We start from the raw sequence: 22,741 nt of genomic DNA, 5'->3' as shown, positions 1-22,741 counted from the left end.
CTCGCAACGCTTTACCCGTTCGATCCGCAGCCTATGATGACGCGTATTTCATGAACGGGAGTGTTTCTTGCGTCATCTGTCCCTCGCCGTCGCATTGGCGGCCCTTATGAGCGGTTCGGCCATGGCCGCTCCGCCCCAAGCCGTACAGGCGCCCGCCGCGAATCCCCTGATCGCGCCGTGGACCGGCCCCTATGGCGGGGTACCGCCTTGGGACAAGGTGAAGCCCGAGCTGTTCCCGGCGGCGTTCGAGGCCGCGCTTGCCGAGCGCAAGCGCGACTATGACCGGATCGCCAACGACCCGGCCAAGCCGACCTTCGCCAACACCTTCGTGCCGATGCAGAATGCCGGGCAGACGCTGAACCGCGTGATGACGCTGTTCGGGGTGATGACGGGCAATATGAACACCCCCGCCTATCAGGCGCTGGACCGCGAATGGTCGCCCAAGCTGTCTAAGGCGTCGGACGAGATCACCTTCAACCCCAAGCTGTTCGCCCGGATCGAGACGATCTACAAGGCGCGCGACACGTCCGGTCTGGACGCGCAGCAGAAGCGTCTGGTCACGCGCACCTATGACAGCTTCGTCCGGCAGGGTGCGAAACTGACCCCGGCGCAGAAGGAAGAACTGTCCGCCTTCAACCAGAATCTCGCGATCAACTTCAGCGAGTTTTCGCAACGGCTGCTGGCCGATGAAGGCACCGCGATCATCGTCACGGACGAAGCACGGCTGGCGGGCCTGCCCGACAGCGTGAAGGCGGTGGCGAAGGCGGCCGCCGCCGAGCGCGGGCAGCAGGGCTGGGCAATCGTTAACACCCGCTCGGCGGTCGATCCGGTGCTGACCTTCGCCACCGACCGGGCGCTTCGCGAGCAGGTGTGGCGCGCCTTCGTCAAGCGCGGCGACAATGGCGACATCAACGATACCAAGGCGACCATCGCTCGCATCGTGAGGCTTCGCGCCAACCGCGCGCATCTGCTGGGCTTCAAAACCCATGCCGACTGGCGGATGCAGGACACGATGGCCAAGACCCCGGCCGCCGCGATGGACCTGATGATGCGCGTCTGGCCCGCCGCCAAGGCGCGCGTCGCCGAGGAGGTCCGCGACATGCAGGCGATCGCCAATAAAGAAGGGGCCAAGATCACCATCGAACCCTGGGACTATCGCTTCTATCAGGAGAAGGTCCGCAAGAGCCGCTACGACCTCGATCAGGCCGAGCTGAAGCCCTATTTCGAGCTGAACAACATCATCCAGGGTTCGCTCTATGCGGCGAATCGGCTCTACGGGCTGGAGTTCAAGGAGATTACCGGCACGGTCCCGGTGTTCGAGCCGAACATGCGCGTCTGGCATGTGACGCGCAACGGCAAGGAGGTCGGCCTGTTCTACCGCGACGATTTCGCGCGGACGGGCAAGCGTTCGGGCGCCTGGGCGAACACCTATCGCGGCCAGCGCAACCTGCCGCCGGTGCAGAATGTGCTGTCGTCGAACAACAACAACTTCGCCAAGGGCGCACCCGGCGAGCCGGTGCTGATCAGCTTGGACGATGCCGAGACGCTGTTCCACGAATTCGGCCACGCGATCCACGCTATGCTTCAGAACGTCACCTATCCGGGACTGGCGGGCACGCCGCGCGACTTCGTGGAATATCCCAGCCAGGTGAATGAGCATTGGCTGCTGACCCGCGACGTGCTGGACAAATACGCGCGCCACTACAAGACCGGCCAGCCCATGCCGCAGGCGCTGCTCGACAAGATCAAGGCGTCGGAGACCTTCAACCAGGGTTTCGCGACGACCGAATATCTGTCCTCGGCGATCGTCGACATGAAGCTGCACACCGTGCCCGACGGGATCGTCGATCCGGCGACGTTCGAGGCGACCACTCTGCGTGAGATCGGGATGCCGAAGGAGTTGGTGATGCGGCACCGCCTGCCGCAGTTCAATCACCTGTTCTCGTCGGACAGTTATTCGGCGGGTTATTACAGCTATCTCTGGTCGGAGACGATGGACGCCGACACCTTTGCCGCGTTCGAGGAAGCGGGCAGCCCGTGGGACAAGGCGACGGCGGACCGCTTCGCGCGTATCCTGTTGTCGACGGGGAACGAAACCGACCGCGCCGAGGCGTATCGCGCGTTCCGGGGCCGCGACCCGGACGTGAATGCGCTGCTCAAGCAGCGCGGCTTCCCTACGAAGTAAGACATTCCTCCCCTGAAAGGGGAGGTGGCAGGGCGGAGCCCTGACGGAGGGGTGTCGCGCTATCGAGAGTGCGACACCCCTCCACCATCCTGCGGATGGTCCCCCTCCCCCTGTGGGGGAGGAACAAGTTTACAGTGCCTTCAACCGGATCGCTTGGCCGCCGCCAGGGGCGAGCGACAGGGTGAGGGTATCGCCTTTCTTCACCCGCTTGGTCTCGAACGCGATCGAATGCCGCGCATCGGTCGCATAGGTCGCACCGGGGCCATCCTTGTAGACCTGCGCCTCATACGTCTTGCCCGGATCGAGGAAGTCGAGCGTCACGGTCAGCTCCCGCGCATTCTCGTCGGTAATCGACCCGATATACCAGTCGCGGCTCTTACGGTCCCGCCGCGCGAAGGTGACGTAATCGCCGACCTCGCCGTTGAGTACGCGGCTATCCTCCCAGTCCACCGGCACATCGGCGATGAAGCGGAACGCCTGCGGGTAGTTGGCGTAATTCTCCGGCGTGTCGGCGGCCATCTGCACCGGCGAGTAGAGCACCACATAGAGCGCCAATTGCTTGGCGATGGTCGACTGGATCGGGCTGCTGTCGCTGCCCGTCAGGCTGAGCACGCCGGGCGTGAAGTCCATCGGTCCTTCCAGCATCCGGGTGAAGGCCAGGTTTACCTCATGCTCAGGCGGGTTCTTGCCCGGCCAAGCATTATACTCCATCCCCCGCGAGCCTTCGCGCGCCAGCCAGTTGGGATAGGTACGGCGCAGGCCGGTGTCCTTCACCGGCTCATGGCTGTCGATCGACACCTTATACTTGGCGGCAGCCTCCAACACGCGGAGATGGTGGTTCACCATCCACTGGCCCTCATGCCACTCGCGGCTCACCGAGCCGTCCGCATTGACCCGCTCGATCTGCCCGGCATCGGCGACATAACCGGTCTTGACCACATGTTCGTCATGATCGGCGGCGAATTTGAAGGCGGGGTCGAACTGGCTTTCATAATGGCTGACCGCGCCGCCGGTCTCGTGGTGGCCGATCAGCGAGACGCCCTTGGACTTGGCATATTGGGCCAGCGCGTCGGCGTCGAAATCCTCCGCCGGGGTCGCGAACTGCATCGCCGAGCCATTGCCCGCCCAGTCGCCGTCCCAGCCGATATTCCACCCTTCGACCAGCACGCCGGGGATGCCGTATTTGGATGCGAAGTCGATATAGGTCTTTACGTTCGCCGTGGTCGCACCGTGGCGCGGACCGCGCGCCCAGCTCCATTCGCCCTTGATCATCTTCCACCAGACGCCGACGAACTTGCCCGGCTTCACCCAGGACACGTCGCCCAGCTTGTTGGGCTCGTTCAGGTTCAGCATCAGGTGGCTCATATAGAGCCCGCCCGCGTCGGGGGCGATCAGGAAGGTGCGCCAGGGTGTCGTCCAGGCACCCGTCTTCACCACCTTGGGCGCGCCCGAGCCGGGCGTGAGGACCGCCTTGAAGCTGTTCCCCTCGGTCTTCATCACCGCCATGCTGGCATAGTCGACCAGCGCCGCCTCATGGATGGCGATATGCGTGCCGTCGTCCAGCTTCATGGTGATCGGCGTCGCCGCCGTACCGACCGCCGTGATCGGCGTGCGGTTGTAGAGATATTCCTCGCGATTCCAGAGGAAGGCGGGCTTCCACCACGCGGTGCCGCCCTGCGCGATATTGAACTCGGTCAGCTCCTCGGCGATGTTCGCCTTGGGCATCGCCTGCTGCTCGGGAAATTCGTAGCGGAAGCCGACGCCATCGTCCTGCACCCGGAACACCACGTCGTAACGGCGATGCAGTGCGCTTGATTCCATCAGGCGGACGCGCATCTCGCGGTGATTGTCGCGGATGGTGCGCCACTCGCCCCAGGGCTGGGTCCAGCTGGTGTCGGACTTGGCGTGCGACACGGACTCGATCTTCATGCCGCGCTCGATCTTGGGCGCGTCGGTGAACATCATGCCCAGGCGCGAGGGCGCGACGATCGCCTTGCCGTTGCGGGCGATCATATAGACCGCGCGGCCGTCATTGTCGGTCGACACCTGCACGGTGATCTGGCCGTTCGGCGAGGTCTCGACCGCGTCGGGCTGTCCGGCGGGCTTGGCGAATTTGAACGTCTCGTTGACCGCTGGATCGGCGGGGCCGTTCTGGGCCTGCGCCGCACTGGCGATCAGGCCGAGGCCGATGGCGAGGGTGGTCTTCATGCAGTCATCTCCCGGATCGCCGCCCCGAACGCGCCCAGGCGTTCATCGGTGGCGCTATTGATGTGGATCAGCGGTCGTCCCCCGCGCGGCAGGGCAGGGGGCAGGGTCACGGGCATGTCGCCCAGATTGAACAGGCAGAGCAGGCGCTGCGGGCCCTCCTGCCGCTCGAAGGCGAGCAGTCGGTCATCGGCGTGGAGCAGCGTCAGGTCGCCGACCGCGAGCGCGGGCGTTTCGACTCGCAGCCGCACCAGGCGACGGGTCAGGTTCAGCAGCGAGTCCGGGGCGCCGTCCTGCCGATTGACCGCCAGCGCCGCGTGATCGGGGCCGGTCGGCAGCCAGGGCTCGGCGTCCGAGAAGCCGCCATTGATGGCATTGCTGCTCCACGGCATCGGCGTGCGTACCCCGTCGCGCGACAGGGTCAGCGGCCAGTTCGCGATCGCCTCCGGGTCGACCAGCCGCTCGAAGGGCACGTCGACCTGGGTGAGCCCCAGTTCCTCGCCCTGATAGAGAAAGGCATTGCCGCGAAGCGACAGCAGCAACAGCATCTTCATCCGCGCGAAAAGCTCGCGGTGTTCGGGCGTCGTCCAGCGCGAGACGGCGCGCGGCGCGTCGTGATTCTCGAACGCCCAGCTTGGCCAGCCCATGCCCGGCTCGGCGGGCCATTTCGCCAGCGCCTCCGCAACGATGCGCGGGGTCAGCCGGTCGGCATAGAGGAAGTCGAAGCCGTAAGCGGTGTTCAGCCGGTGATCGCCCGCGGTAAACAGCTTCATTTCGCGATCGGCCTCGTCGCCGCCGACTTCCGCCACGGTGAAGCGGTCGCCATACTCGTCCAGCGTGGCGCGGATACGCTCCAGGAACGGCACGATGTCGGCGTGGCTCTGGTTATAAAGCTTCAACTGGAAGTCGAACGGTCGCGTGCGTGTCTTGCCCGTATCCGGCGCCGGCGGGTTATCGCGCATGGTCGGCTCGTGCATCATGAAGTTGATCGCATCGAGCCGGAAGCCGTCGACGCCCCGGTCTAGCCAGAAGCGCGCGGTCGCCAGCAATTCGGCCTGCACGTCGGGGTGATGGACGTGAAGCTGGGGCTGCTCCTTCAGGAAATTGTGCAGATAATATTGCCCGCGCCGCGCGTCCCAGGTCCAGGCGGGGCCGCCGAATACCGACTGCCAGTTGGACGGCGGCGAGCCGTCGGGCTTGGCATCGGCCCAGACATACCAGTCGGCGCGGGCATTGGTGCGGCTCGACCGGCTTTCGGTGAACCAGGGATGCTCGTCGGAGGTGTGGCTGTACACCTGATCGACGACGACCTTCAGCCCCAGTTCGTGCGCCCGCGCCACCAGTGCGTCGAAATCGGCGAGCGTTCCGAAGATCGGATCGACATCGCGGTAATCCGCCACGTCATAACCGAAGTCCTTCATCGGCGAGGTGAAGAAGGGCGACAGCCAGATCGCATCCACCCCCAGGCTGGCGACATGGTCCAGCCGCGCGGTAATGCCGGGCAGGTCACCGATGCCGTCGCCATTGCTGTCGGCAAAGCTGCGCGGATAAATCTGATAGATCACCGCGCCCTTCCACCAGGGGCGCGCGGGCTTAGGGTAAGTCTCGGTCATCAACGGCTCTCCGCCGCGCAGACGGCATAGCCGAAGGCGGGCAATTCCAACATCAGGCTTCCCGGCGCAGCGGCAGTCGGGGCGCAACGGCCCGCCATGGTCGCGAAGCGTTGCGATGCCGTTTCAACCTGCACGGCCTGAGCAAGAGGCTGGGCCGAGGTGTTGAAGGCAATCACATATTCGCGGCCCGTGGCGGGATCGAAGCGCGAGACGGCGAACAGCCCCGGTGCATCGCCCCGCGCCCGGATCACCTGTCGCCCTCGCGTGAGCGCAGGATTGGCGGTGCGCAGGCGGGCTAGTGTTGCGATCTCACGGTAGAGCGGATGAGAGGGTATGAAACTGTCGGTCGCGGTCGTCTTGGACGTGCCGACCAGCCTGTTGTCGTTGTAACTCGCGACCTTGCTGGCGAACATGTCCTCGCGCGCGTCCTGATCGTTGCCGTCGCCTGCGAAACCCTGTTCGTCGCCCGAATAGATGGTCGGCACACCGCGCAGCGTCAGCAGCATGGCGTGGCCGAGTTCGACCCGCTTCAGGATTTCCTCGTCCGAGGCATTCGGATTGGCGACGCGCACGTCACGCGCAAAGCGGCCATGGTCGTGATTGCCCAGGAAGGTCGGCAATATGTCCGCCGTCGCCTCGCCCTTGGCGTAGAGCACATCGCCCTCGAACAGGTTGGAGAGGACGCGCGTCGGCTTGTTCTCCGCGACCGTCTGGATCACCGCGTTCATGAAGGCGAAGTCGAGGACGGCCGGATAATCGGCGATCTTGGTCCAGCGGGCGAGCGCACCCGGCTCCATCCCTGCCGTCACCTCGCCGAAGATGTGGAAGTTCGGGATGCCCTTCGCCTTGGCGCGGTCGAGCATGGCGGGCACGAAGCTGCGCCAGAACGTCGGGTTCACATGCTTGGCGGTGTCGATGCGGAAGCCGTCGATGCCGAACCGGTCGATCCAGCTGCCATAGATGTCGATCATGCCCGCGATAACACGCGGATTTTCGGTGTAGAGGTCGTCCAGCCCCGAGAAGTCGCCCATGGTCGAGCTCTCATCCTCGAAGCTCGTATTGCCGCGATTGTGGTAATAGATCGGATCGTTGAGCCAGGCGGGCGTCTTGGCGTTCTTCTCACCTGCCGGGACATAGGGGGTATAGGCGTAATTCGGGTCGGTCAGATGCGCGAAGTTCGCCGCCGTCTGCACATCGTCGCCCAGAAAGCCGGGATTGATCGCCGCGCCCTTCACGCCGCCGCGCCGCTGATAGGGATAGGTCGCACGATCGCGATACGGGCAGGGCGAGCCTTCGGCGCATTCGCGATACTGGATCACGTCCGCCGTATGGTTGACGATGATGTCCATATAGACCTTCATCCCCCGGCCATGCGCCGCCGCGATGAAGGCGCGCAGGTCCGCCTCGCTGCCCAGATGCGGATCGACCGTGGTGAAGTCGGTGATCCAATAGCCGTGATAGCCCGCGCTCTCCTGCCCCTTGGCGCCCTGCACGGCCTTGTTCTTGAAGATCGGTCCCAGCCAGATCGCGGTCGCGCCCAACCCCTGGATATAATCGAGCCGCTGGGTCAGCCCCTTCAGGTCGCCGCCATGGTAGAAGCCCTTGTGCGTCGGGTCGAAGCCGGTGGTCAGCGGTCCGCCCTTCAGGCCGCCGCGATCATTGGCCGTGTCGCCATTCTCGAAGCGGTCGGGCAGGACGAAATAAATCACCTCGTCCTGCGGCAGGCGCTGGCGATAATCCTGTGCGGCGAGCGGCGTGGCGGTCGCGAGGAGCGCGAGCAGCAGCTTTTTCATGCGAAAACCTTTGGGGCAGGGGCGGCGCAATGCGCGGCGAGGAAGGCGTCGTGCGTGGGCAGCCGGGCGGCCACCTGTGCGGCGTGACGCCGGGTGAGGTGGAGGAAATCGTCGAGTTCATGCGCAGACAGCGCATCGGCCAGCGCATGATGGCCGGCCGGGATGATACCTTGGCCGATCATCACCTGAACCCAGCCGGGCTCGGCGAAGAGTTCGTCGCCGTCGCGGCGAAAGCGCCCGCTGGCACGGAACAGCGCGATCCGGGCGGCGAGGCTGTCGGGCAGGGGCACAGCCCGCCGCTCGGCCCAGAAGGGTTCGGGCCGCGCATTGGCGTGGTAATGCAGGATCAGGAAGTCGCGGATCGCCAACCACTCGGCTGCCGTCTCGGCGTTATAGGCGTCGATCTCGACCGGCTGGAGCGTCGGGCCCGGCCAATATTCGAGCAGTCGCGCGATGCCCGACTGGATCAGGTGGATGCTGGTCGACTCCAGCGGCTCCAGGAACCCCGCCGCCAGACCCAGCGCAACGCAATTGCCGACCCAGGCGCGGCAGCGGCGTCCGGTGGTGAAGCGTAAGCGGCGCGGCTCGCCCATCGCCTCGCCGTTCATCGCGGTCAGCAGCCGGTCGGCGGCTTCGTCCTCCGACAGATGGCGGCTGTCATAGACCAGGCCATTGCCGGTGCGATGCTGAAGCGGAATGCGCCAGCGCCACCCGGCACCATGCGCGATCGCGCGGGTATAGGGTGGCAGGGGGGCGGTGCGCTCGCCTGCCACCGCCAGCGCGCGGTCACAGGGTAGCAACTCCGACCAGTCGTCGAACGGCTCGGCCAGCGTCTCGCCGATCAGCAGCGCGCGGAAACCCGTGCAGTCGACGAACAGGTCGCCCGCATGGGCGTCTCCGTCCTCCAGCACGACATGGTCGATCCGCCCGCCCGTGTCGCGCGCGACCGAGGCGATGCGGCCCTCGACCCGGATCACGCCCGCGCCTTCGGCGTGGCGGCGGAGCAACGCGGCGTAGAGGCTGGCGTCGAAATGATAGGCCCAGGCCAGACCGCTCGGTAGGTCGGGGCGGCCGGGATCGGGGGCGAAACGGCCGCTCATCGCGGCTTGCGCGCTTGCCATATGGCCCCATAGCGAGGCCGGGTTGGCCGCACCGCCGCCGCGCAGCCAATAATGGTGGAAGGGCACGAGCCCCAGCCCGCGACCGATGTTGCCGAACGCGTGGAGATAACCGCTGCCCTCGCCCGACCAACCCTCGAACCGGATGCCCAGCTTGAAGGAGCCGTTCGTCGCGCGGAGAAACTCGGCCTCGTCCAGGCTCAGCATCTGGTTGAACAGGCGGATGCCGGGGATGGTCGCCTCACCCACGCCGACCGTGCCGATCGCGTCGGACTCGATCAGGGTGATGCGGTGGTCGGCGGGCAGGAACCGCGCCAGCGCCGCCGCCGCCATCCATCCGGCGGTGCCGCCGCCGACGATCACGACCCGTCGGGCGATACGGTCTGCGGAAGGGGCGGCGTCCATGCGGCGTCTCACAGCTTCCCCGCGCAGGTGGGCTCACCGGCGCGGGGGTAGGGGATCATCAGAAGCGATAGGTAAACCCGGCCAGGAACCGGCGGCCATAGCTTTGATAATCGATCACCTCGTCGCGGCGACCGCCATTGACGGTGACGAACGGCGTGTCGGTCAGGTTCTGGCCCTGCACGAACAGCGACAGGCCCTTCAGCGCACCGTCCTGGAAGTCATAGCCGATCTGGCCGTCGACGATCGTCTCGTCGATGGCGCGGCGGCGGACGCGGTTGGCACCGAAGCCCGACAGCTCACCCACGAAGGTCGACCGATACCGGACAGAGCCGCGGATGTTGAAGCCCCACTTCTCGAAATAGGCGGTGCCGTTGGCGACCCAGCGCGAATAGCCGGGGATGTCTTCGGCATTGCCGCCGGGCGTCGGGGTGATCTCGGTCTTGGTGTACGACCCACCGCCCGTCAGGCCAAAGCCATCGAGGAAGCCGACGATCTGGCCCAGCGGCAGGGTGCCCGCCAGCTCGGCGCCATAGATCTTGCCGCCGGTGCCGTTGATCGGTCGGGTGATGCGTCCCTGCGTCGGCGTGCCGATCGGCACGGCGGCGGGCAGGGGCAGCCCGGCATAGTTATAGGGCTGCTCCAGATTGTACACGAAGCTCGCCAGGTCCTTGTAGAAGCCCTGGACGGCCAGATAGCCCTTGGTCCCGAAATATTTCTCGATCGTCGCGTCGAACGAATTGGCGCGGATCGGGCGGAGATACGGGTTGCCGCCATTGCCCGAGATCAGGCCCTGCTGGGCATCGAAGCCATAGGACAGGGCGACACGCATGTCGTCGAAGCGCGGGCGCATCATCTGGCGCGCGGCGGCCAGGCGGAACACCCAGTCGCTGGGCAGGCGCAGCGACAGGTTGGCGCTGGGCAGGATGTCCCAGTAATCGTCGCCCTGGGTGATGTTGGTATAGCCGGTGCCGTTATAAACCAGGCCACGCGACTTCTGCTCGGTCCCGACCGCCTGCACGCCGATATTGCCGGTCAGCTCGGCCGCGCCCAGCTGCGCCTTCAGGTCCGCCTGCACATAGGCGGTCATCAGATGCTCGGTGGTGCGATACGCCTTGGCGGGGATGTCCGGGCTGGTGTTCGGCGTCAGGACGATGACCCCGCCCGCCAGCAGCGCGCGCGGATCGTAGCTGAGCATCGGCCCCAGGCCCAGATAGGTCAGGTCGGTCGGCGTCTGGCGATATTGCTGCGGCACCGGCGCGATGGTGGCCGTGCCGGGCAGCGTCACGAAGGACTCGTTGGGTGCCAGCGACTTGGCATGATCGGTATAGTTCAGGCCGAAGCGCAGGGCGCTGACGATCGGGGTCTCGACTTCGCGTTCGATCTCGATGCGATACTGCTTGATCTCATCGGTGACCTTGCGGTCATTGTAATAGCCGGTCTGGCGCGTGGAGCCGCCCCAGCCCAGCGGATCGGTCAGTTGGATCAGGTTGGGGTCGGAATAGTTCAGCGTCGGCTTGAACACGGTGCCGGTCCGGCCGGTGGTGAAGCCCAGCGTATCGGTCGCGCCGACACCCTGGCCGTAACCGGTGCCGCTATAGGTCTCCAGCGTCACTTCGTCGCGGTCGGTGCGCGAATAGCTGAGGTCGATGAACGCGCTCCAGCCGTCATCGCCCTTATACTTGCCGTTATAGCCGAACGAATAGAGCTTGGCCTTGCGCTGGAACGAGTCGTTGCGGATCACGCCCTCGACGCGGTTGAACGTGCCCGAGGTGACGAGGCCGTTATTGACCACCGCATTGGTCAGCGACGTGCCCGAACCCCATTGCAGCGGCAGCTCGATACCGCGCTTGATCTGGTCGTCGTTGAAGTCGGAATAGAAGCCATCGAGCGTGCTGGTGAAGGTGTCGCTCATCCGCCACTGCACTGTGCCCGAAAGGCCCAGCCGCTTCAGCGTGGTCGAGGTGACATAGGACTTGGAGCCGCCGATGACGTCCACCGGCTGGCCGCCGACGGTGGTCTGGGCATAGCCCCAGGCATTGCCTTCCTGAATCTGGTATGGTTCGTTCAGATAGCTGGCCGACAGCGCGACGCCGATCGTATCGTCGGCGAACTGGTCGACATAGGTCGCGGTGGCGCGATAGCCAAAGTCCTTCGACCCCGCATTCAGCTTGCCGATATCGGCATAGGTGCCGCGCGCGCCGACCGAGATCACGCGTTTGCCATAATCGAGCGGACGGATCGTCTTCAAGTCGACCGTACCCGACAGGCCCTGGCCGATCAGCCCGGCATTGGCCGTCTTGTAGATCAGGACCTGGTTGACGACTTCCGCCGGATACTGGTCATACTCGACCGCGCGATTATCGCCGGTCGAGGTCTGCTCGCGGCCGTTCAGCAGGGTGGTCGAGAAGTCGGGGGCGAAGCCGCGGATCGAGATGGCGTTGGAGCGGCCGTTCACCCGCTGCGACGTGACGCCGGGCAGGCGGGCAATGGACTCGGCGATCGAGGCGTCGGGCAGCTTGCCAATATCCTCGGCGGAGACGGACTCAACGACCAGGTCGCGGTTCTTCTTCTCGGCGACGGCGTTTTCCAGCGCGGCGCGGAAGCCGGTGACGACGATGTCGCTGGACGCGGCGTCCGACTGCGCCTGTTGCGCGGCGGTGTCGTTGGCGCTGGTGGTGGGTGCGGGCACGATCGTCGTGGTCTGCGCAAAGACCGGCGCGGCGATGACCATGGCCAGCGTGCTGACCCCGAGCTTCAGGAATGAGCGCGCGGCATCGGCCGGCGCCACAGGGCGAACCGTCATGAAATCCCCTCCGAGAAATCCCGTTTTCGTATCGACCAACGGGTATGGTTGTTGACGCCTCTGTGAAATCGTTCGCGTCGAAAAGGAATAATGCCGCATACGTATTCAATGCGGCCGTTTCGGCCTGTTGCATTATTACGACAGGGCTCGCGCTTAACCCGGATCACGAAAGTCGGTATGCGGGGAGGAGAGGAGGAAGCGCACGTCTTGGCCGGTCCGCGTAAGCCCACATCGTTCGACATCGCGCAAATGGCGGGCGTGTCCCAGCCGACGGTCAGCCGTGCGCTGCGCGGCAGCCCCTCGGTCAGCGCCGCCACCCGCGCGCGGATCGAGGCGATCGCGAAGACGCTGAACTACACGGTCGACCGGGCCGCCTCCAACCTGCGTAGCGGGCAGACGCGGACGCTGGCGCTGCTGTTGTTCCGCGATCCCTCGCCGGGCCGAACGCTAATCAATCCCTTTTTTCTCGGTATGTTAGGCTCGATCATGGAGAGCTGTGCCGAGGTTGGGTACGACCTGCTCGTCTCGTTCCAGAACCCGACCAGCAACTGGCAGGCGGATTATGAGGACAGTCACCGCGCGGACGGACTGATCCTGCTCGGCTATGGCGATTATGCCGCCTATCGCGAACAGTTGGAGACACTGGTCGCGCGGGGCACTCATTTCGTGCGCTGGGGTTCGGTTGCGCCCGGACAGCCGGGGTTGACCATCGGCTGCGACAATCATGCGGGCGCGCTGGCCGCGACCCGGCATCTGGTGGCACAGGGGCGCAAGCGGATCGCGTTCCTGGGCGATGCGACGGACCATTATCCCGAATTCCACGACCGCTATCGCGGCTATTGCGATGCGCTGGCAGAGGCGGCGCTGGCTTGCGATCCGGCGCTACAAGTCGGTGCGATCTCCAGCGAGGAAGAGGGCGAGCGGGCCGCGCGCGAATTGCTGGCCCGGGGCAAGGCGTTCGACGGCATCATGGCGGCGAGCGACCTGATCGCCTTGGCCGCGATGCGCGTGCTGGCCGAGGCGGGATTGCGCGTGCCCGGTGACATTTCGCTGGTCGGCTTCGACGATATTCCGGCGGCGAGCTTTGCGCATCCGCCGCTCAGTACCGTGGTGCAGGATGCGGCGGCGGCCGGGCGGCTGCTGGTCCGCGCGCTGCTGGCCGAAATTGCGGGCAAGCCGCCGACGCCGACCTTGCTGCCCGCCACCCTGGTCGTGCGCGGATCGAGCATAAGGCCATAAATCATAACGATAACAGAAATTTGGGAGAGGTTATGGAGAAGCCGCGTCAAGGCTTTTGGAGGTTGTGGAACACCTCGTTCGGCTTTTTCGGCATCCAGATCGGCTTTGCCCTGCAAAACGCCAATGTCAGCCGCATCTTCCAGTCGCTGGGCACCGCCGAGAAGGATTTGGCGTTCCTCTGGATCGCAGCACCGCTGACCGGGCTGCTGGTTCAGCCAGTAATCGGCCATTATAGCGATCGGACCTGGGGCCGGTTCGGGCGGCGGCGGCCTTATTTTCTGGCCGGCGCCGTGCTGGCAACGCTGGCGCTGTTGGGGATGCCCAATGCGGGCGAGCTGATCGGGGCGGCGCTGCTGCTCTGGCTGCTCGACGCCTCGCTCAACATATCCATGGAGCCTTTCCGCGCCTTTGTCGGCGACATGCTGCCCAGCCGCCAGCGGACGGCGGGTTATGCGTTTCAGACCGGCTTTATCGGTGCAGGCGCGGTGCTGGGATCGCTGGCGCCGATGGTGCTGACCGATGTCTTCCATGTCGCCAATGTCGCCGGGCCTGGCGAGGTGCCGCCATCGGTGCGCTATGGCTTCTATATCGGGGCCGCCGCGCTGTTCACGGCGGTGCTCTGGACGGTCCTGACGACGCGCGAATATTCACCCGAGCAACTCGCCCGCTTTGCCGAAAGTGATGAGCGACAGGCCGCGCACAGCGATGCCGTGCCCGCCAGCAGCATCCGCACGGCGCCCGTGTGGATCGTCGCGGGTATCCTGATCGTCGCGGCGGTTAAATGGTTCGCGCTCGACAAGCCGGTCTATCTGCTCGGCGGCGGCGTGAGCGCCTTTGGGCTGGCGCAGATCGTCAGTGCGATGCTGGTGCGGGCGGGCAAGGGGCAGAACGCGCTCAGCCAGATCCTGGCCGATCTGTCGGCCATGCCGTCGACGATGAAGCGGCTGGCGCTGGTCCAGTTCTTCACCTGGTCCGCCCTGTTCATCATGTGGATCTACACCACGCCGATCGTCGCCGAGCGGGTGTTCCACACGACCGACACCAATAGCGCAGCGTTCAACGCCGGGGCGAACTGGGTCGGCGTCCTGTTCGCGGTGTATAGCGGCGTCGCGACGCTCTGGGCGTTCGCGCTGCCGCCGCTGGCACGCGCGATCGGGCGGCGGAATACCCATGTGCTGGGTCTCCTCTGCGGCGCGGCGGGCTTCGCGTCGTTCCTGGTGATCCGCGATGCGTGGGTGCTGATGGGGGCGATGGTGCTGGTCGGCATCGCCTGGGCCTCGATCCTGACCATGCCCTATGCGATCCTGTCGGCGGCGCTACCAGCAGAAAAGCTGGGCATCTACATGGGCTTGTTCAACATCTTTATCGTGCTGCCGCAGCTGATCGTATCGTCGATCATGGGAGCGGTGGTGGTTCATTTCTTTCCGCACGACATCGTGTGGACGATGGCCATCGCGGCGGGCGTGATGAGCCTGGCGGCGCTGGCGATGCTGCGGGTGGCGAGGGACGCCTAGGAACGCGGCAGCGTGATCGTCGCGGCCAGCCCGCCTTCGGGCCGGTTGGCCAGCACGATATCGCCCCCCGCTTCGCGCACGATCGAGCGGGCGAGCGCCAAGCCCAGGCCGATCCCGCCCGTCTCGCGATTGCGTGAGGTTTCCAGGCGGGTGAAGGGATCGAACACCGTCTCCAGTTGGTCGGGGGCGATGCCCGGACCGTCATCGGCGACCACGATCGCCACCCGGTCGGCGCGCGCGTCGATGCGGACATCGGCGGACTGGCCATATTTGACCGCATTCTCGATCAGGTTGCGTACCGCGCGCCGCATCAGCGTGGGGCGCAGCTTCAGCCGGAGCCGTCCGCCTTCCTCGAAGGTCACGTCCTGACCCAGATCATGGAAGTCGGCGACGACCGCATCGACCAGCGCGCTCAGATCGACATCGGTCTCCATCTCGCTGGGCCGTCCCATCCGCGCGAGCGAGAGGATGTCCTCCAGCGTCTTGTTCATCTCGGCGATGGTATCGGCCATGCGCAGCCGATCCTGTTCGTCCTCGACCGACTCGATGCGGACACGCAGGGCGGCAAGCGGGGTGCGCAGATCATGGCCGATCGCCCCCAGCATCCGGTCCTTCTCGTCTAGCATCGCCCCGATCCTGAGGCGCAGCGCATTGAACGCGGCGATCAGGCCGGACACGTCGAGCGGCCCTTGTTCGGGGATCGGCGCGCCCCGTTCGCGCGGGTCGAAGCGCTCGGCGGCGCGGGTCAGGTCGCGCAAGGGGCGGGAGATGCGGCGGCCGATCCACAGCACCGGTAACAGGATGATGCCATAGAGGATCAGTGTCTGGGTAATCAGCCGCCAGACGATAAACAGTCCGTCATGCGGCCAGCCCGACCGGGTCACGAACCAACCCATTTTGGGCGTCTCGATCGCGATCAGCAATTCGTCGACCGGATGGCGGTTGCGGTCGAACCGGCGGCGCGGCCAGTCGAATTCGGCGGTGTTGAAGGGGCGAATGCCCGTGACCACGCGAAGGACGGGATGGCCCAGCTCCTTCATCCCTTCGCGCACCACCGTTTCGACTGCGGCCACGCGGGGCAGACCGGGCTTGACCGGGTTGGACGGGACGCGCCGCACCCGGCCGCGATCCGCCCCAGGGCCGCGTCCCATGGCGCTTCGCTCGACCGCATCGTTCAGCCGGGCGACGGCGGGCCCCGTCACCTGTTCGAGGATCAGCGAGCGCCGTTCACCCAGCAGGAGCGTGAAGCTGATCGCCTGCGCGAGAAACAGGGCGATGGCGATCAGCAGCGCCATTTGGGCTGCGAGCCGACGCGGCCACAGACGCAGCGTCACAGGCGGGTGACCTCGGCGGCGAGCGTGTAGCCGCCGCCCCAGACCGTCTTGATGATCTCGGGCGATTTCGGGTCCGCCTCGATCTTGCGACGCAGGCGGCTGACCTGGTTGTCGATCGCGCGGTCGAAGGCGGCGGCCTCGCGCCCTTGCGTCAGGTCGAGCAGCTGGTCGCGGGTCAGCACCTGGCGCGGACGGCTGACCAGCGCGAGGAGCAGGTTGTACTCGCCGGTCGACAGCATGACCGACACGCCCTCGCGGTCGACCAGCGAGCGCTCGCCCGACTTCAGCACCCAGCCCGCAAAGGCGTAAGACCCGCTGTCCGGCGCATGATGGCGGGCACCCCCGGCCTGGGTCCGGCGCAGCACCACCTTGGCCCGCGTCGCCAGCTCGCGTGGCGAGAAGGGTTTCACGACATAATCGTCCGCGCCCATCTCCAGCCCGACGATGCGGTCGGTCTCCTCGGCGCGGGCGGTCAGCAGGATGACGGGCACCTCGCTGGTCGCGGCGATATGGCGGCACAGGCTCAGCCCATCCTCGCCCGGCATCATGATGTCGAGGATGACGAGGTCGATCGCATAGGCGGCCAGCCGGGTGCGGGCCGAGGCGGCATCGCCGGCCTGGGTCACGCGAAAACCCTGTTTGGTCAGATAGACGGCCAGCGGCTCACGGATCGAACGCTCGTCGTCGACGAGCAGCAAATGCGGCGTATCGGACATAGGGCAGGGGTCTAGCATGGCGGGTGGGCCTAGCAAGCGGGACGACCGGTGGGAGAATCGGTCGCCCCGCTTGTCGGCTCAGTCGTCCTGTCCGGCAGGCTGAGCGGCGGGCGGCACGTCGCCCTGGGGGCGGCGACCGAAACGGGGCGCGGCGGCGCGCTCGGCGGCGTCGATCTTGCCGTCGTGATTGGTGTCGAGACGGTCGAACATGGCCAGCGCGCGGGCGCGGAAGGCCTCGGCGGTCACCGGCTGGGGCGCGGGACGATCGGGACGACCGGCGCGCTCGCCTCCACCGCCGCCGCCACGACGCGCCTGCCATTCGGCACGCCGCTGCTCACGGTACGCCTGCATCTCCTGCGCAGAGATGGTACCGTCATGATCGGTGTCCATCGCCGCAAAGCGCTGGTCGGCGGCGGCAATCGCCGCGGCGCGGGTGATGTTGCCATCGGCATCGGGCCGAACGCCCATCATGCCGCCACCCCTGTGCGGGGGCGGGGGTGCGTCGGTCTGCGCCTGAGCAGCTGTGGCGGTCAGCATGGTGAGCAGAGAAAGGCCGATCAGGGTCTTTCGCATGGGTTGGGCATCCTCTGGGCGGCAAGGGTGAAGTCCCTTCCGAATAGTCACCCTTTTGCCCCGCGCCTGTCGCCCGATCATGTCGCGCATCCCCCGCATTTGTCGCAAATTGTGCGACTCAGCCGAGCAGCCGGTCGTCGAACATGCCGTAGAGGATCGTCGAGGCGTATAGCGCGATCGCCTGGGGACGCTCCATGGTGCTCGCCCATTTGCGCATGTCGAAGGCGGCATTCTGGATCGCCATCAGCGCCTGCGCCGCGATCAGCGCATCCACCGCGCGCATCGATCCTTCGCCCACGCCGTCCATGATCGTGCCCGCATAGCGCCGCGCGATCCGATTGGACCGCTCGACCATCTGTGCCCGCACCTCTCCCGAGAGACTGGACAAAGCACTGGTGCGTAGCAGCGGCCCGCGCTCGGCGAACTGGATGTCGAGCAGGGTGGCGATGGCGCTCGACAACCGGTGCCAATGGCTGCCCCCCGCCGCATCGGCCAGTTGCTGCGCGGCGGTGATCGTGTCGAAGCTGCGGCGGTAACAGGCCGCGACCAGATCGTCCTTGGCGTCGAGATGGTGGTAGAAGCTGCCCTTGGTGACGTTCAGCTCCGACGCGATGCGCGTGACGCTGGCCCCGCGATAGCCGAGCTGGTTGATCAGCCGTGTCGCGGCGAGCAGGAACGCCTCGCGTCCCGGCTCGGTGCCGGAACCCTGGCGCGCTTCCAGATCGAGCATGGTGGGCGACCAGAGGGAGCCGGGGGCGGCGATGCCATGGGTCAGGACATCGAGCAGCCGTTCCTCGACCCGCGCATATTGATCGGGCTCGTAGCGGACCAGCCAGATCGGCAGCCAGAAGGTGTTCTCCAGCAGCACATGCGCACGTGCCCCGTACAGGTCGGTATGCGCGCGGCTGGCGGCGGGGCCCCACAGGCTGCGCGTGGCGCGGAACACCTTCTGCCAGCCGGCCATCAACCGGCCGCGGATCGGTTCCTCCATGGCGCGCAGGTCGGACAGCACGGCAAAGGGTGTTTCCTCACCCCGTTCGATCCGGGCGAGCCGCGCCAAGTTGATCGCCAGATAGCGGGCGACGCGCGCCTGCGGCGTGGCCTCCTCCGCCGCTTCGGTCAGCATTTCCAGCAGCCGTTCCAGCGTATGCTCGAACGCCGCCGCCGCCAGCTCTTCCTTGCGGCGGAAATAATAGGTGACGCTGGTGGTGTTCAGCCCGACGCGCCTTGCGACATCGGCAAAGGTCATGCCCTTGGCCGATTGCTCGTTGATCGCCTGCGCCGCCGCCGCCAATATGGCGTCGCGTTTCTGACGAAAACGCTCGGTATTCTGTCCTTCACCGACGGGCATCGCCGTCATCTGTCGTCATCCCCTCGCTCGTCCGCGGGGCATCCGGCGCCGCACGGATGGCTGTATTAAAAGAAAAAGTATCGCTGGTCACCGGGCTTTCGCCGGTGAGAGATTGGAAAAAAACCTGACGGACAAGCGTCGCATCAAATATGTGGTATGGCCGAAGCGGGGGCAGGGACGGCGATGTCTCCTGTGTAAGCGTAACGAAAACTTAACGATTGTTTAGACCATTTTGGTCAGTTTGTCGGCATGGCGAGCATCGACCCGGTCCTCCCACCGGACCAGATATGGCAGAGGAACGATCCGGTTTTCGGGGCGATGACCCAGTCGCATCTGATGGCGGTGTTCGACGTCGACGGGCATTTCAGCTGGGCCAATGGCCATTTCCTGCAAGCCTTTGAGTATCGGGACGCGGATCTGACGGGGCAGTCGTATCGCCTGCTGTGCCCCGCCGACATGGTTGGGTCGCAGGACTGCTACCAGTTCTGGCAAAGCCTGCGCCAAGGGCAATTCCAGAAAGCCGAGTGGCGCTTAGCCGCTCGCAATGGGCGGACCGTGTGGATCGAGGGCAGCTTTTCCCCGATCCTCGACGAGCGCGGGCAGGTTGCGCAAATCCTGATGACCGGCACCGATGTCACCGAGCGTTGTCGCCGCGACGGCGAGGCACATGGCAAGTTGGCGGCGATCGATCGATCGCAGGCGGTGGTCGAGTTCGACCTGCAGGGCCATGTGCTCGCCGCCAACGACATCTTCCTGTCGCTGATGGGGCATAATCGGCAGGCAACGATCGGCGGGCATCACAGCCGTTTCTGCTCGTCCGATTATGTCCGCTCCCCCGCCTATGCGCGGCTCTGGTCCGATCTGGCGGCGGGGCGTTTCATTGCGGGGCGTTTCCAACGGCAGCGGGCGGACGGTTCGCCGGTCTGGCTTCAGGCGACCTATACGCCGATCCTGGATGTCGACGGCGCGCCGTACAAGGTCGTGAAGTTCGCGCGCGACATCACCGATCAGGTGCAATTGGAAACCGAGGCGGCCGAGCGGCTGGACCAGGCCGAGCGCTTCCGCCTGATCGCGGAGCAGCGCCAGTCCGACATGGAGGCGATGCTGCGCGACATGGAGCGGATCGTCGACAGCATCACGGTGATTGCGGGCCAGACCAACATGCTGGCGCTCAATGCGAGTATCGAGGCGGCGCGGGCAGGCCCCGCCGGACGCGGCTTCGGCATCGTCGCGGCCGAGGTCAAGAAGCTTGCCGAAGACACCCGCAGCGCCACCCAGTCGGTTCGCGAGATGCTTCGCCGCTGAGGTAGGCAAGCGTCAGGCAGATGGTGATGACCGCAGGCGGATCAGCCCCTCCTGCGCGACGCTGGCCACCAGCCGCCCGTCCGCTGAGAAGATGCGCCCCCGGTTGAACCCGCGCGCACGGCCCGCCCAGGGGCTGTCGGTCGTGTAGAGCAGCCATTCGTCGGCACGAAACGGCTCGTGCAGCCACAGTGCATGGTCGAGGCTGGCCGTCTGCATGTCGTCGATCAGCCAGTTTACTCCATGCGGCAAGGTCGAGGTGCCGAGCAGCGCGAAGTCGCTGGCATAGGCCAGGACGGCCCGGTGAAGCGCGGGGTCGTCGCCGATCGGTGCGACCAGGCGAAACCAGATCGCCTGGGTGGGGTCGCGCGGCTCGGGCGCGAGCATCTGGCGTGGGTCGACGGGGCGCAGCTCAATGGGGCGCGGCCGCTGGAGAAAGGCGCGGAGCGGGGCCGGAACCTGGTCGCCCAGCCGCGCCAGCAATTCGCGCTCCGGCGTCAGCGTGTCGGGCGCGGGCACGTTGGGCATCGCATCCTGATGGTGCAGCCCCTCTTCGGGCGTCTGAAACGAACAGGCCAGGTTCAGGATCGGCTTGCCCTTCTGCATTGCGATCACCCGGCGGGTGGCGAAGCTGCGCCCCTCGAAATCGCGCTCGACGCGGTAGAGGATGGGATAGCGCTCGTCGCCGGGCCGCATGAAATAGGCGTGGAGCGAGTGGGCGGTGCGCGGGGCCTCGGTCGATCGCTGCGCGGCCTGCAGCGCCTGGGCGATCACCTGTCCGCCGAACACGCGGCCCTCGCCGCCGGGCTGTCTGGCGCCGCGATACAGGTCGGTGTCGATCTCCTCGACATCGAGCAGGGCGACAAGGCCCTGTGCCAGTGCTTCGGGGGAGGGGAGCGTTCGATCGGTCATCCCCAGGGTGATGGTTGCCGCTCACGTAAACGTCAATGGGCTCCGGCGGTGGAAAGATACTTTCGCGGCTCAGAGCGCGTCGCTACACCAAGGGCGTCGATCAAGGGTGGTTGGAGTAGGCGATGGACGCGTTGAACGAAGATGGTGCCTCGGAACGGGCCGAACTGCATTTTCTGGCGGCATTGACCGACGAATTGATGCGTCACCTGATGGATGCGGGCGTCCTGTCCCGGACCCAGCTTCAGTCGATCGAAAATGCCGTGGCGGAGCGTACCGGGGGTATCCCGCGCGCCTGGTGAAAACCGGCCTGAAGCCGGGCTGGGTCAATCATGACATAAACGTCATGTTCCTGCGACGTTAGCGGCTTTTCTGGACGGGGAAAGCCGCTAACGTGTCCGCCATGAGTGACGCGCAAGACGACCCGGTCGAAAAAATTCGGACAGATGGCGATTCGGTCCTGGGGCTGCCCGTCGGCATGGGGTCTCGGGATGCGGTACGGATCGCGATGCGGCGCGATCGGCTGCTGGCCGGGTTGACGCTGACCGCCGGGGCGGGCTTCGTCCTGGCGCTGCCCTTTGCGTTGAAGGAGGGGGCGGAGTTCTTCCTGCCGCTGACCACCGCGCTGGTCATCGCCATCGCCCTGGTCCCGATCCTGGAGTGGCTGGAGCGGCGGCGCGTGCCCTCGGCGGTGGCGGCGCTGATGTGCGTGCTGCTGTTCCTGATCGTCGCCAATGTCGCGCTGGCCGCGATCATCGTGCCTGCGACCGATTTCTTCCGCCTGCTGCCTAGCCGGATCGGCCGCATCCAGGACAATCTGGCCCCGCTGCTCGACCTGTATTCCAGCCTCGAACGCTATGTGAACAAGGCGCTGCGCCAAGTCGCCACGACGCCGATCCGCCAGCCGCAGACCGCCGCCGTCTCACCGCCCAGCTCGATCCTCGAACTGGCGGCGACCTCTGCGCCCGGCCTGATCGTGCAGTTCCTGTTCGGCGTCCTCGTCGTCTTCTTCGTCCTGTCGGGCTGGACCCGGATGCGGCGCGAGACGATTCGCGGGCGGACCAGCTTCGACGGCGCGATGGCGACGGCGCGGGTGATCCAGGAGGTGGTGGACGACGTGTCAGCCTATCTGGGCACCATCACCATCATCAACCTGGCGCTGGGCGGCGCGGTGGCGGGGGCCTTGTCGTTGTTCGGGATGCCCTATCCGCTGATGTGGGGCGGTATCGTCGCGCTGCTGAACTATATTCCCTATTTCGGGCCGGTCATCGGCGCTCTGCTGCTCGCGGTCGGGGGCTTGATGACCTTCAGCGACATCTGGGTCGCGCTGGCGCCCCCGGCGATCATGTACGGCATGCACCTGATCGAGGCGAACCTGATCACCCCGCTGATCGTCGGGCACCGGTTGACCATCAGCCCGGTGCTGATCCTGGTCTCGCTGAGCTTCTGGGGATGGGTCTGGGGCACCACGGGCGCGCTGCTGGCCGTGCCGCTGCTCATCATCCTCCAGACCGTGCTGAAGGCCGCAGGAAAGCCCGACATCGCAGGCTTCCTGTTCGAGCATGGCACGCTCACCCATCTCGACCGCGAAAGTGATCCGGCGGACGTTCCGCAAGAAAGTTGAAATGATCCGTTGACAGGTTCGGGAGGCTCGCCTAGTTGGCGCGCCTCGACGCTTTCA

The 22,741-nt window shown here is 65.9% G+C and carries 16 protein-coding genes; 6 read left to right on the top strand and 10 right to left on the bottom strand.

Going from position 1 to position 22,741, the window contains the following annotated elements:
* Positions 1–67 precede the first annotated feature (67 nt).
* Positions 68–2,185, top strand: a complete 2,118-nt coding sequence (locus SSA01S_RS13345; protein WP_061780727.1) for a M3 family metallopeptidase — start codon at positions 68–70, stop codon at positions 2,183–2,185.
* A gap of 129 nt (positions 2,186–2,314) precedes the next feature.
* On the opposite strand, the gene SSA01S_RS13340 is transcribed toward SSA01S_RS13345, so the two are convergent.
* The 5 genes from SSA01S_RS13340 to SSA01S_RS13320 are packed head-to-tail and all read right to left on the bottom strand — an operon-like array spanning position 2,315 to position 12,122.
* Positions 2,315–4,393 (bottom strand): glycoside hydrolase family 97 protein, encoded by a 2,079-nt coding sequence (locus tag SSA01S_RS13340; protein WP_061780726.1) that lies wholly within the window; start codon positions 4,391–4,393, stop codon positions 2,315–2,317.
* Complete coding sequence (locus tag SSA01S_RS13335) at positions 4,390–6,003, bottom strand: alpha-glucosidase family protein (protein ID WP_061780725.1); 1,614 nt, start codon at positions 6,001–6,003, stop codon at positions 4,390–4,392. Before SSA01S_RS13335 ends, SSA01S_RS13340 begins: the two co-directional genes overlap by 4 nt.
* On the bottom strand, positions 6,003–7,796 hold the full coding sequence (locus SSA01S_RS13330; RefSeq protein WP_061780724.1) for an alpha-amylase family glycosyl hydrolase: 1,794 nt from the start codon (positions 7,794–7,796) through the stop codon (positions 6,003–6,005). Before SSA01S_RS13330 ends, SSA01S_RS13335 begins: the two co-directional genes overlap by 1 nt.
* Entirely contained in the window at positions 7,793–9,319 is a 1,527-nt protein-coding gene (locus SSA01S_RS13325; RefSeq protein ID WP_061780723.1) for a tryptophan halogenase family protein, read from the bottom strand. The genes SSA01S_RS13330 and SSA01S_RS13325 overlap by 4 nt, the downstream gene beginning before the upstream one ends.
* Positions 9,320–9,377: 58 nt before the next feature.
* On the bottom strand, positions 9,378–12,122 hold the full coding sequence (locus SSA01S_RS13320; RefSeq protein ID WP_170171321.1) for a TonB-dependent receptor: 2,745 nt from the start codon (positions 12,120–12,122) through the stop codon (positions 9,378–9,380).
* Between the two features lie 207 nt (positions 12,123–12,329).
* Between SSA01S_RS13320 and SSA01S_RS13315 the strand changes: the two genes are divergently transcribed.
* Both SSA01S_RS13315 and SSA01S_RS13310 read left to right on the top strand, forming a co-directional pair.
* Positions 12,330–13,361: a LacI family DNA-binding transcriptional regulator gene (locus SSA01S_RS13315; RefSeq protein ID WP_156477791.1), complete on the top strand. Its 1,032-nt coding sequence runs from the start codon at positions 12,330–12,332 to the stop codon at positions 13,359–13,361.
* A 32-nt stretch (positions 13,362–13,393) separates the two neighbouring features.
* Positions 13,394–14,875 (top strand): MFS transporter, encoded by a 1,482-nt coding sequence (locus tag SSA01S_RS13310; protein ID WP_061780721.1) that lies wholly within the window; start codon positions 13,394–13,396, stop codon positions 14,873–14,875.
* Here SSA01S_RS13310 and SSA01S_RS13305 read toward each other — a convergent pair.
* From SSA01S_RS13305 to SSA01S_RS13290, 4 genes are all read right to left on the bottom strand, one after another.
* Positions 14,872–16,170, bottom strand: a complete 1,299-nt coding sequence (locus tag SSA01S_RS13305) for a sensor histidine kinase (protein ID WP_082795085.1) — start codon at positions 16,168–16,170, stop codon at positions 14,872–14,874. The two genes, SSA01S_RS13310 and SSA01S_RS13305, sit on opposite strands and share 4 nt — an antisense overlap.
* Before the next feature lie 35 nt (positions 16,171–16,205).
* Positions 16,206–16,925 (bottom strand): response regulator, encoded by a 720-nt coding sequence (locus SSA01S_RS13300; RefSeq protein WP_058716332.1) that lies wholly within the window; start codon positions 16,923–16,925, stop codon positions 16,206–16,208.
* A 78-nt stretch (positions 16,926–17,003) separates the two neighbouring features.
* Positions 17,004–17,498, bottom strand: a complete 495-nt coding sequence (locus tag SSA01S_RS19550; RefSeq protein WP_061780719.1) for an EF-hand domain-containing protein — start codon at positions 17,496–17,498, stop codon at positions 17,004–17,006.
* 118 nt (positions 17,499–17,616) lie between these two features.
* Positions 17,617–18,858: a TetR/AcrR family transcriptional regulator gene (locus SSA01S_RS13290; RefSeq protein WP_061780718.1), complete on the bottom strand. Its 1,242-nt coding sequence runs from the start codon at positions 18,856–18,858 to the stop codon at positions 17,617–17,619.
* Positions 18,859–19,167: 309 nt separating this feature from the next.
* Here SSA01S_RS13290 and SSA01S_RS20190 point away from each other — a divergent pair, with 309 nt between their 5' ends.
* Positions 19,168–20,154 (top strand): methyl-accepting chemotaxis protein, encoded by a 987-nt coding sequence (locus SSA01S_RS20190; RefSeq protein WP_167348922.1) that lies wholly within the window; start codon positions 19,168–19,170, stop codon positions 20,152–20,154.
* A 12-nt stretch (positions 20,155–20,166) separates the two neighbouring features.
* Here the strand turns inward: SSA01S_RS20190 and SSA01S_RS13280 are convergent, their stop codons facing one another.
* Entirely contained in the window at positions 20,167–21,063 is an 897-nt protein-coding gene (locus SSA01S_RS13280; RefSeq protein WP_061780716.1) for an acyl-CoA thioesterase, read from the bottom strand.
* Between the two features lie 122 nt (positions 21,064–21,185).
* Here SSA01S_RS13280 and SSA01S_RS19835 point away from each other — a divergent pair, with 122 nt between their 5' ends.
* Both SSA01S_RS19835 and SSA01S_RS13275 read left to right on the top strand, forming a co-directional pair.
* Complete coding sequence (locus tag SSA01S_RS19835) at positions 21,186–21,362, top strand: hypothetical protein (protein ID WP_167348921.1); 177 nt, start codon at positions 21,186–21,188, stop codon at positions 21,360–21,362.
* Positions 21,363–21,463: 101 nt separating this feature from the next.
* Complete coding sequence (locus SSA01S_RS13275) at positions 21,464–22,684, top strand: AI-2E family transporter (RefSeq protein ID WP_058751311.1); 1,221 nt, start codon at positions 21,464–21,466, stop codon at positions 22,682–22,684.
* Positions 22,685–22,741: the final 57 nt, after the last annotated feature.

This window comes from Sphingomonas sanguinis NBRC 13937 (genome assembly GCF_001591005.1).
In the GTDB taxonomy this organism is placed as follows: Bacteria; Pseudomonadota; Alphaproteobacteria; order Sphingomonadales; family Sphingomonadaceae; genus Sphingomonas; species Sphingomonas sanguinis.
Note: the sequence above shows the minus strand (reverse complement) of the source record. Positions and strands in the feature narration are given on the sequence as shown.

Bases quoted from the DNA above. Each gene is read 5' to 3' on its own strand.
- SSA01S_RS13340 (WP_061780726.1), bottom strand. From the start codon at position 4,393: ATGAAGACCACCCTCGCCATCGGCCTCGGCCTGATCGCCAGTGCGGCG.
- SSA01S_RS13335 (WP_061780725.1), bottom strand. From the start codon at position 6,003: ATGACCGAGACTTACCCTAAGCCCGCGCGCCCCTGGTGGAAGGGCGCG.
- SSA01S_RS13330 (WP_061780724.1), bottom strand. From the start codon at position 7,796: ATGAAAAAGCTGCTGCTCGCGCTCCTCGCGACCGCCACGCCGCTCGCC.
- SSA01S_RS13325 (WP_061780723.1), bottom strand. From the start codon at position 9,319: ATGGACGCCGCCCCTTCCGCAGACCGTATCGCCCGACGGGTCGTGATC.
- SSA01S_RS13320 (WP_170171321.1), bottom strand. From the start codon at position 12,122: ATGACGGTTCGCCCTGTGGCGCCGGCCGATGCCGCGCGCTCATTCCTG.
- SSA01S_RS13310 (WP_061780721.1), top strand. From the start codon at position 13,394: ATGGAGAAGCCGCGTCAAGGCTTTTGGAGGTTGTGGAACACCTCGTTC.
- SSA01S_RS13305 (WP_082795085.1), bottom strand. From the start codon at position 16,170: ATGGCGCTGCTGATCGCCATCGCCCTGTTTCTCGCGCAGGCGATCAGC.
- SSA01S_RS13300 (WP_058716332.1), bottom strand. From the start codon at position 16,925: ATGTCCGATACGCCGCATTTGCTGCTCGTCGACGACGAGCGTTCGATC.
- SSA01S_RS19550 (WP_061780719.1), bottom strand. From the start codon at position 17,498: ATGCGAAAGACCCTGATCGGCCTTTCTCTGCTCACCATGCTGACCGCC.
- SSA01S_RS13290 (WP_061780718.1), bottom strand. From the start codon at position 18,858: ATGACGGCGATGCCCGTCGGTGAAGGACAGAATACCGAGCGTTTTCGT.
- SSA01S_RS20190 (WP_167348922.1), top strand. From the start codon at position 19,168: ATGACCCAGTCGCATCTGATGGCGGTGTTCGACGTCGACGGGCATTTC.
- SSA01S_RS13280 (WP_061780716.1), bottom strand. From the start codon at position 21,063: ATGACCGATCGAACGCTCCCCTCCCCCGAAGCACTGGCACAGGGCCTT.
- SSA01S_RS19835 (WP_167348921.1), top strand. From the start codon at position 21,186: ATGGACGCGTTGAACGAAGATGGTGCCTCGGAACGGGCCGAACTGCAT.
- SSA01S_RS13275 (WP_058751311.1), top strand. From the start codon at position 21,464: ATGAGTGACGCGCAAGACGACCCGGTCGAAAAAATTCGGACAGATGGC.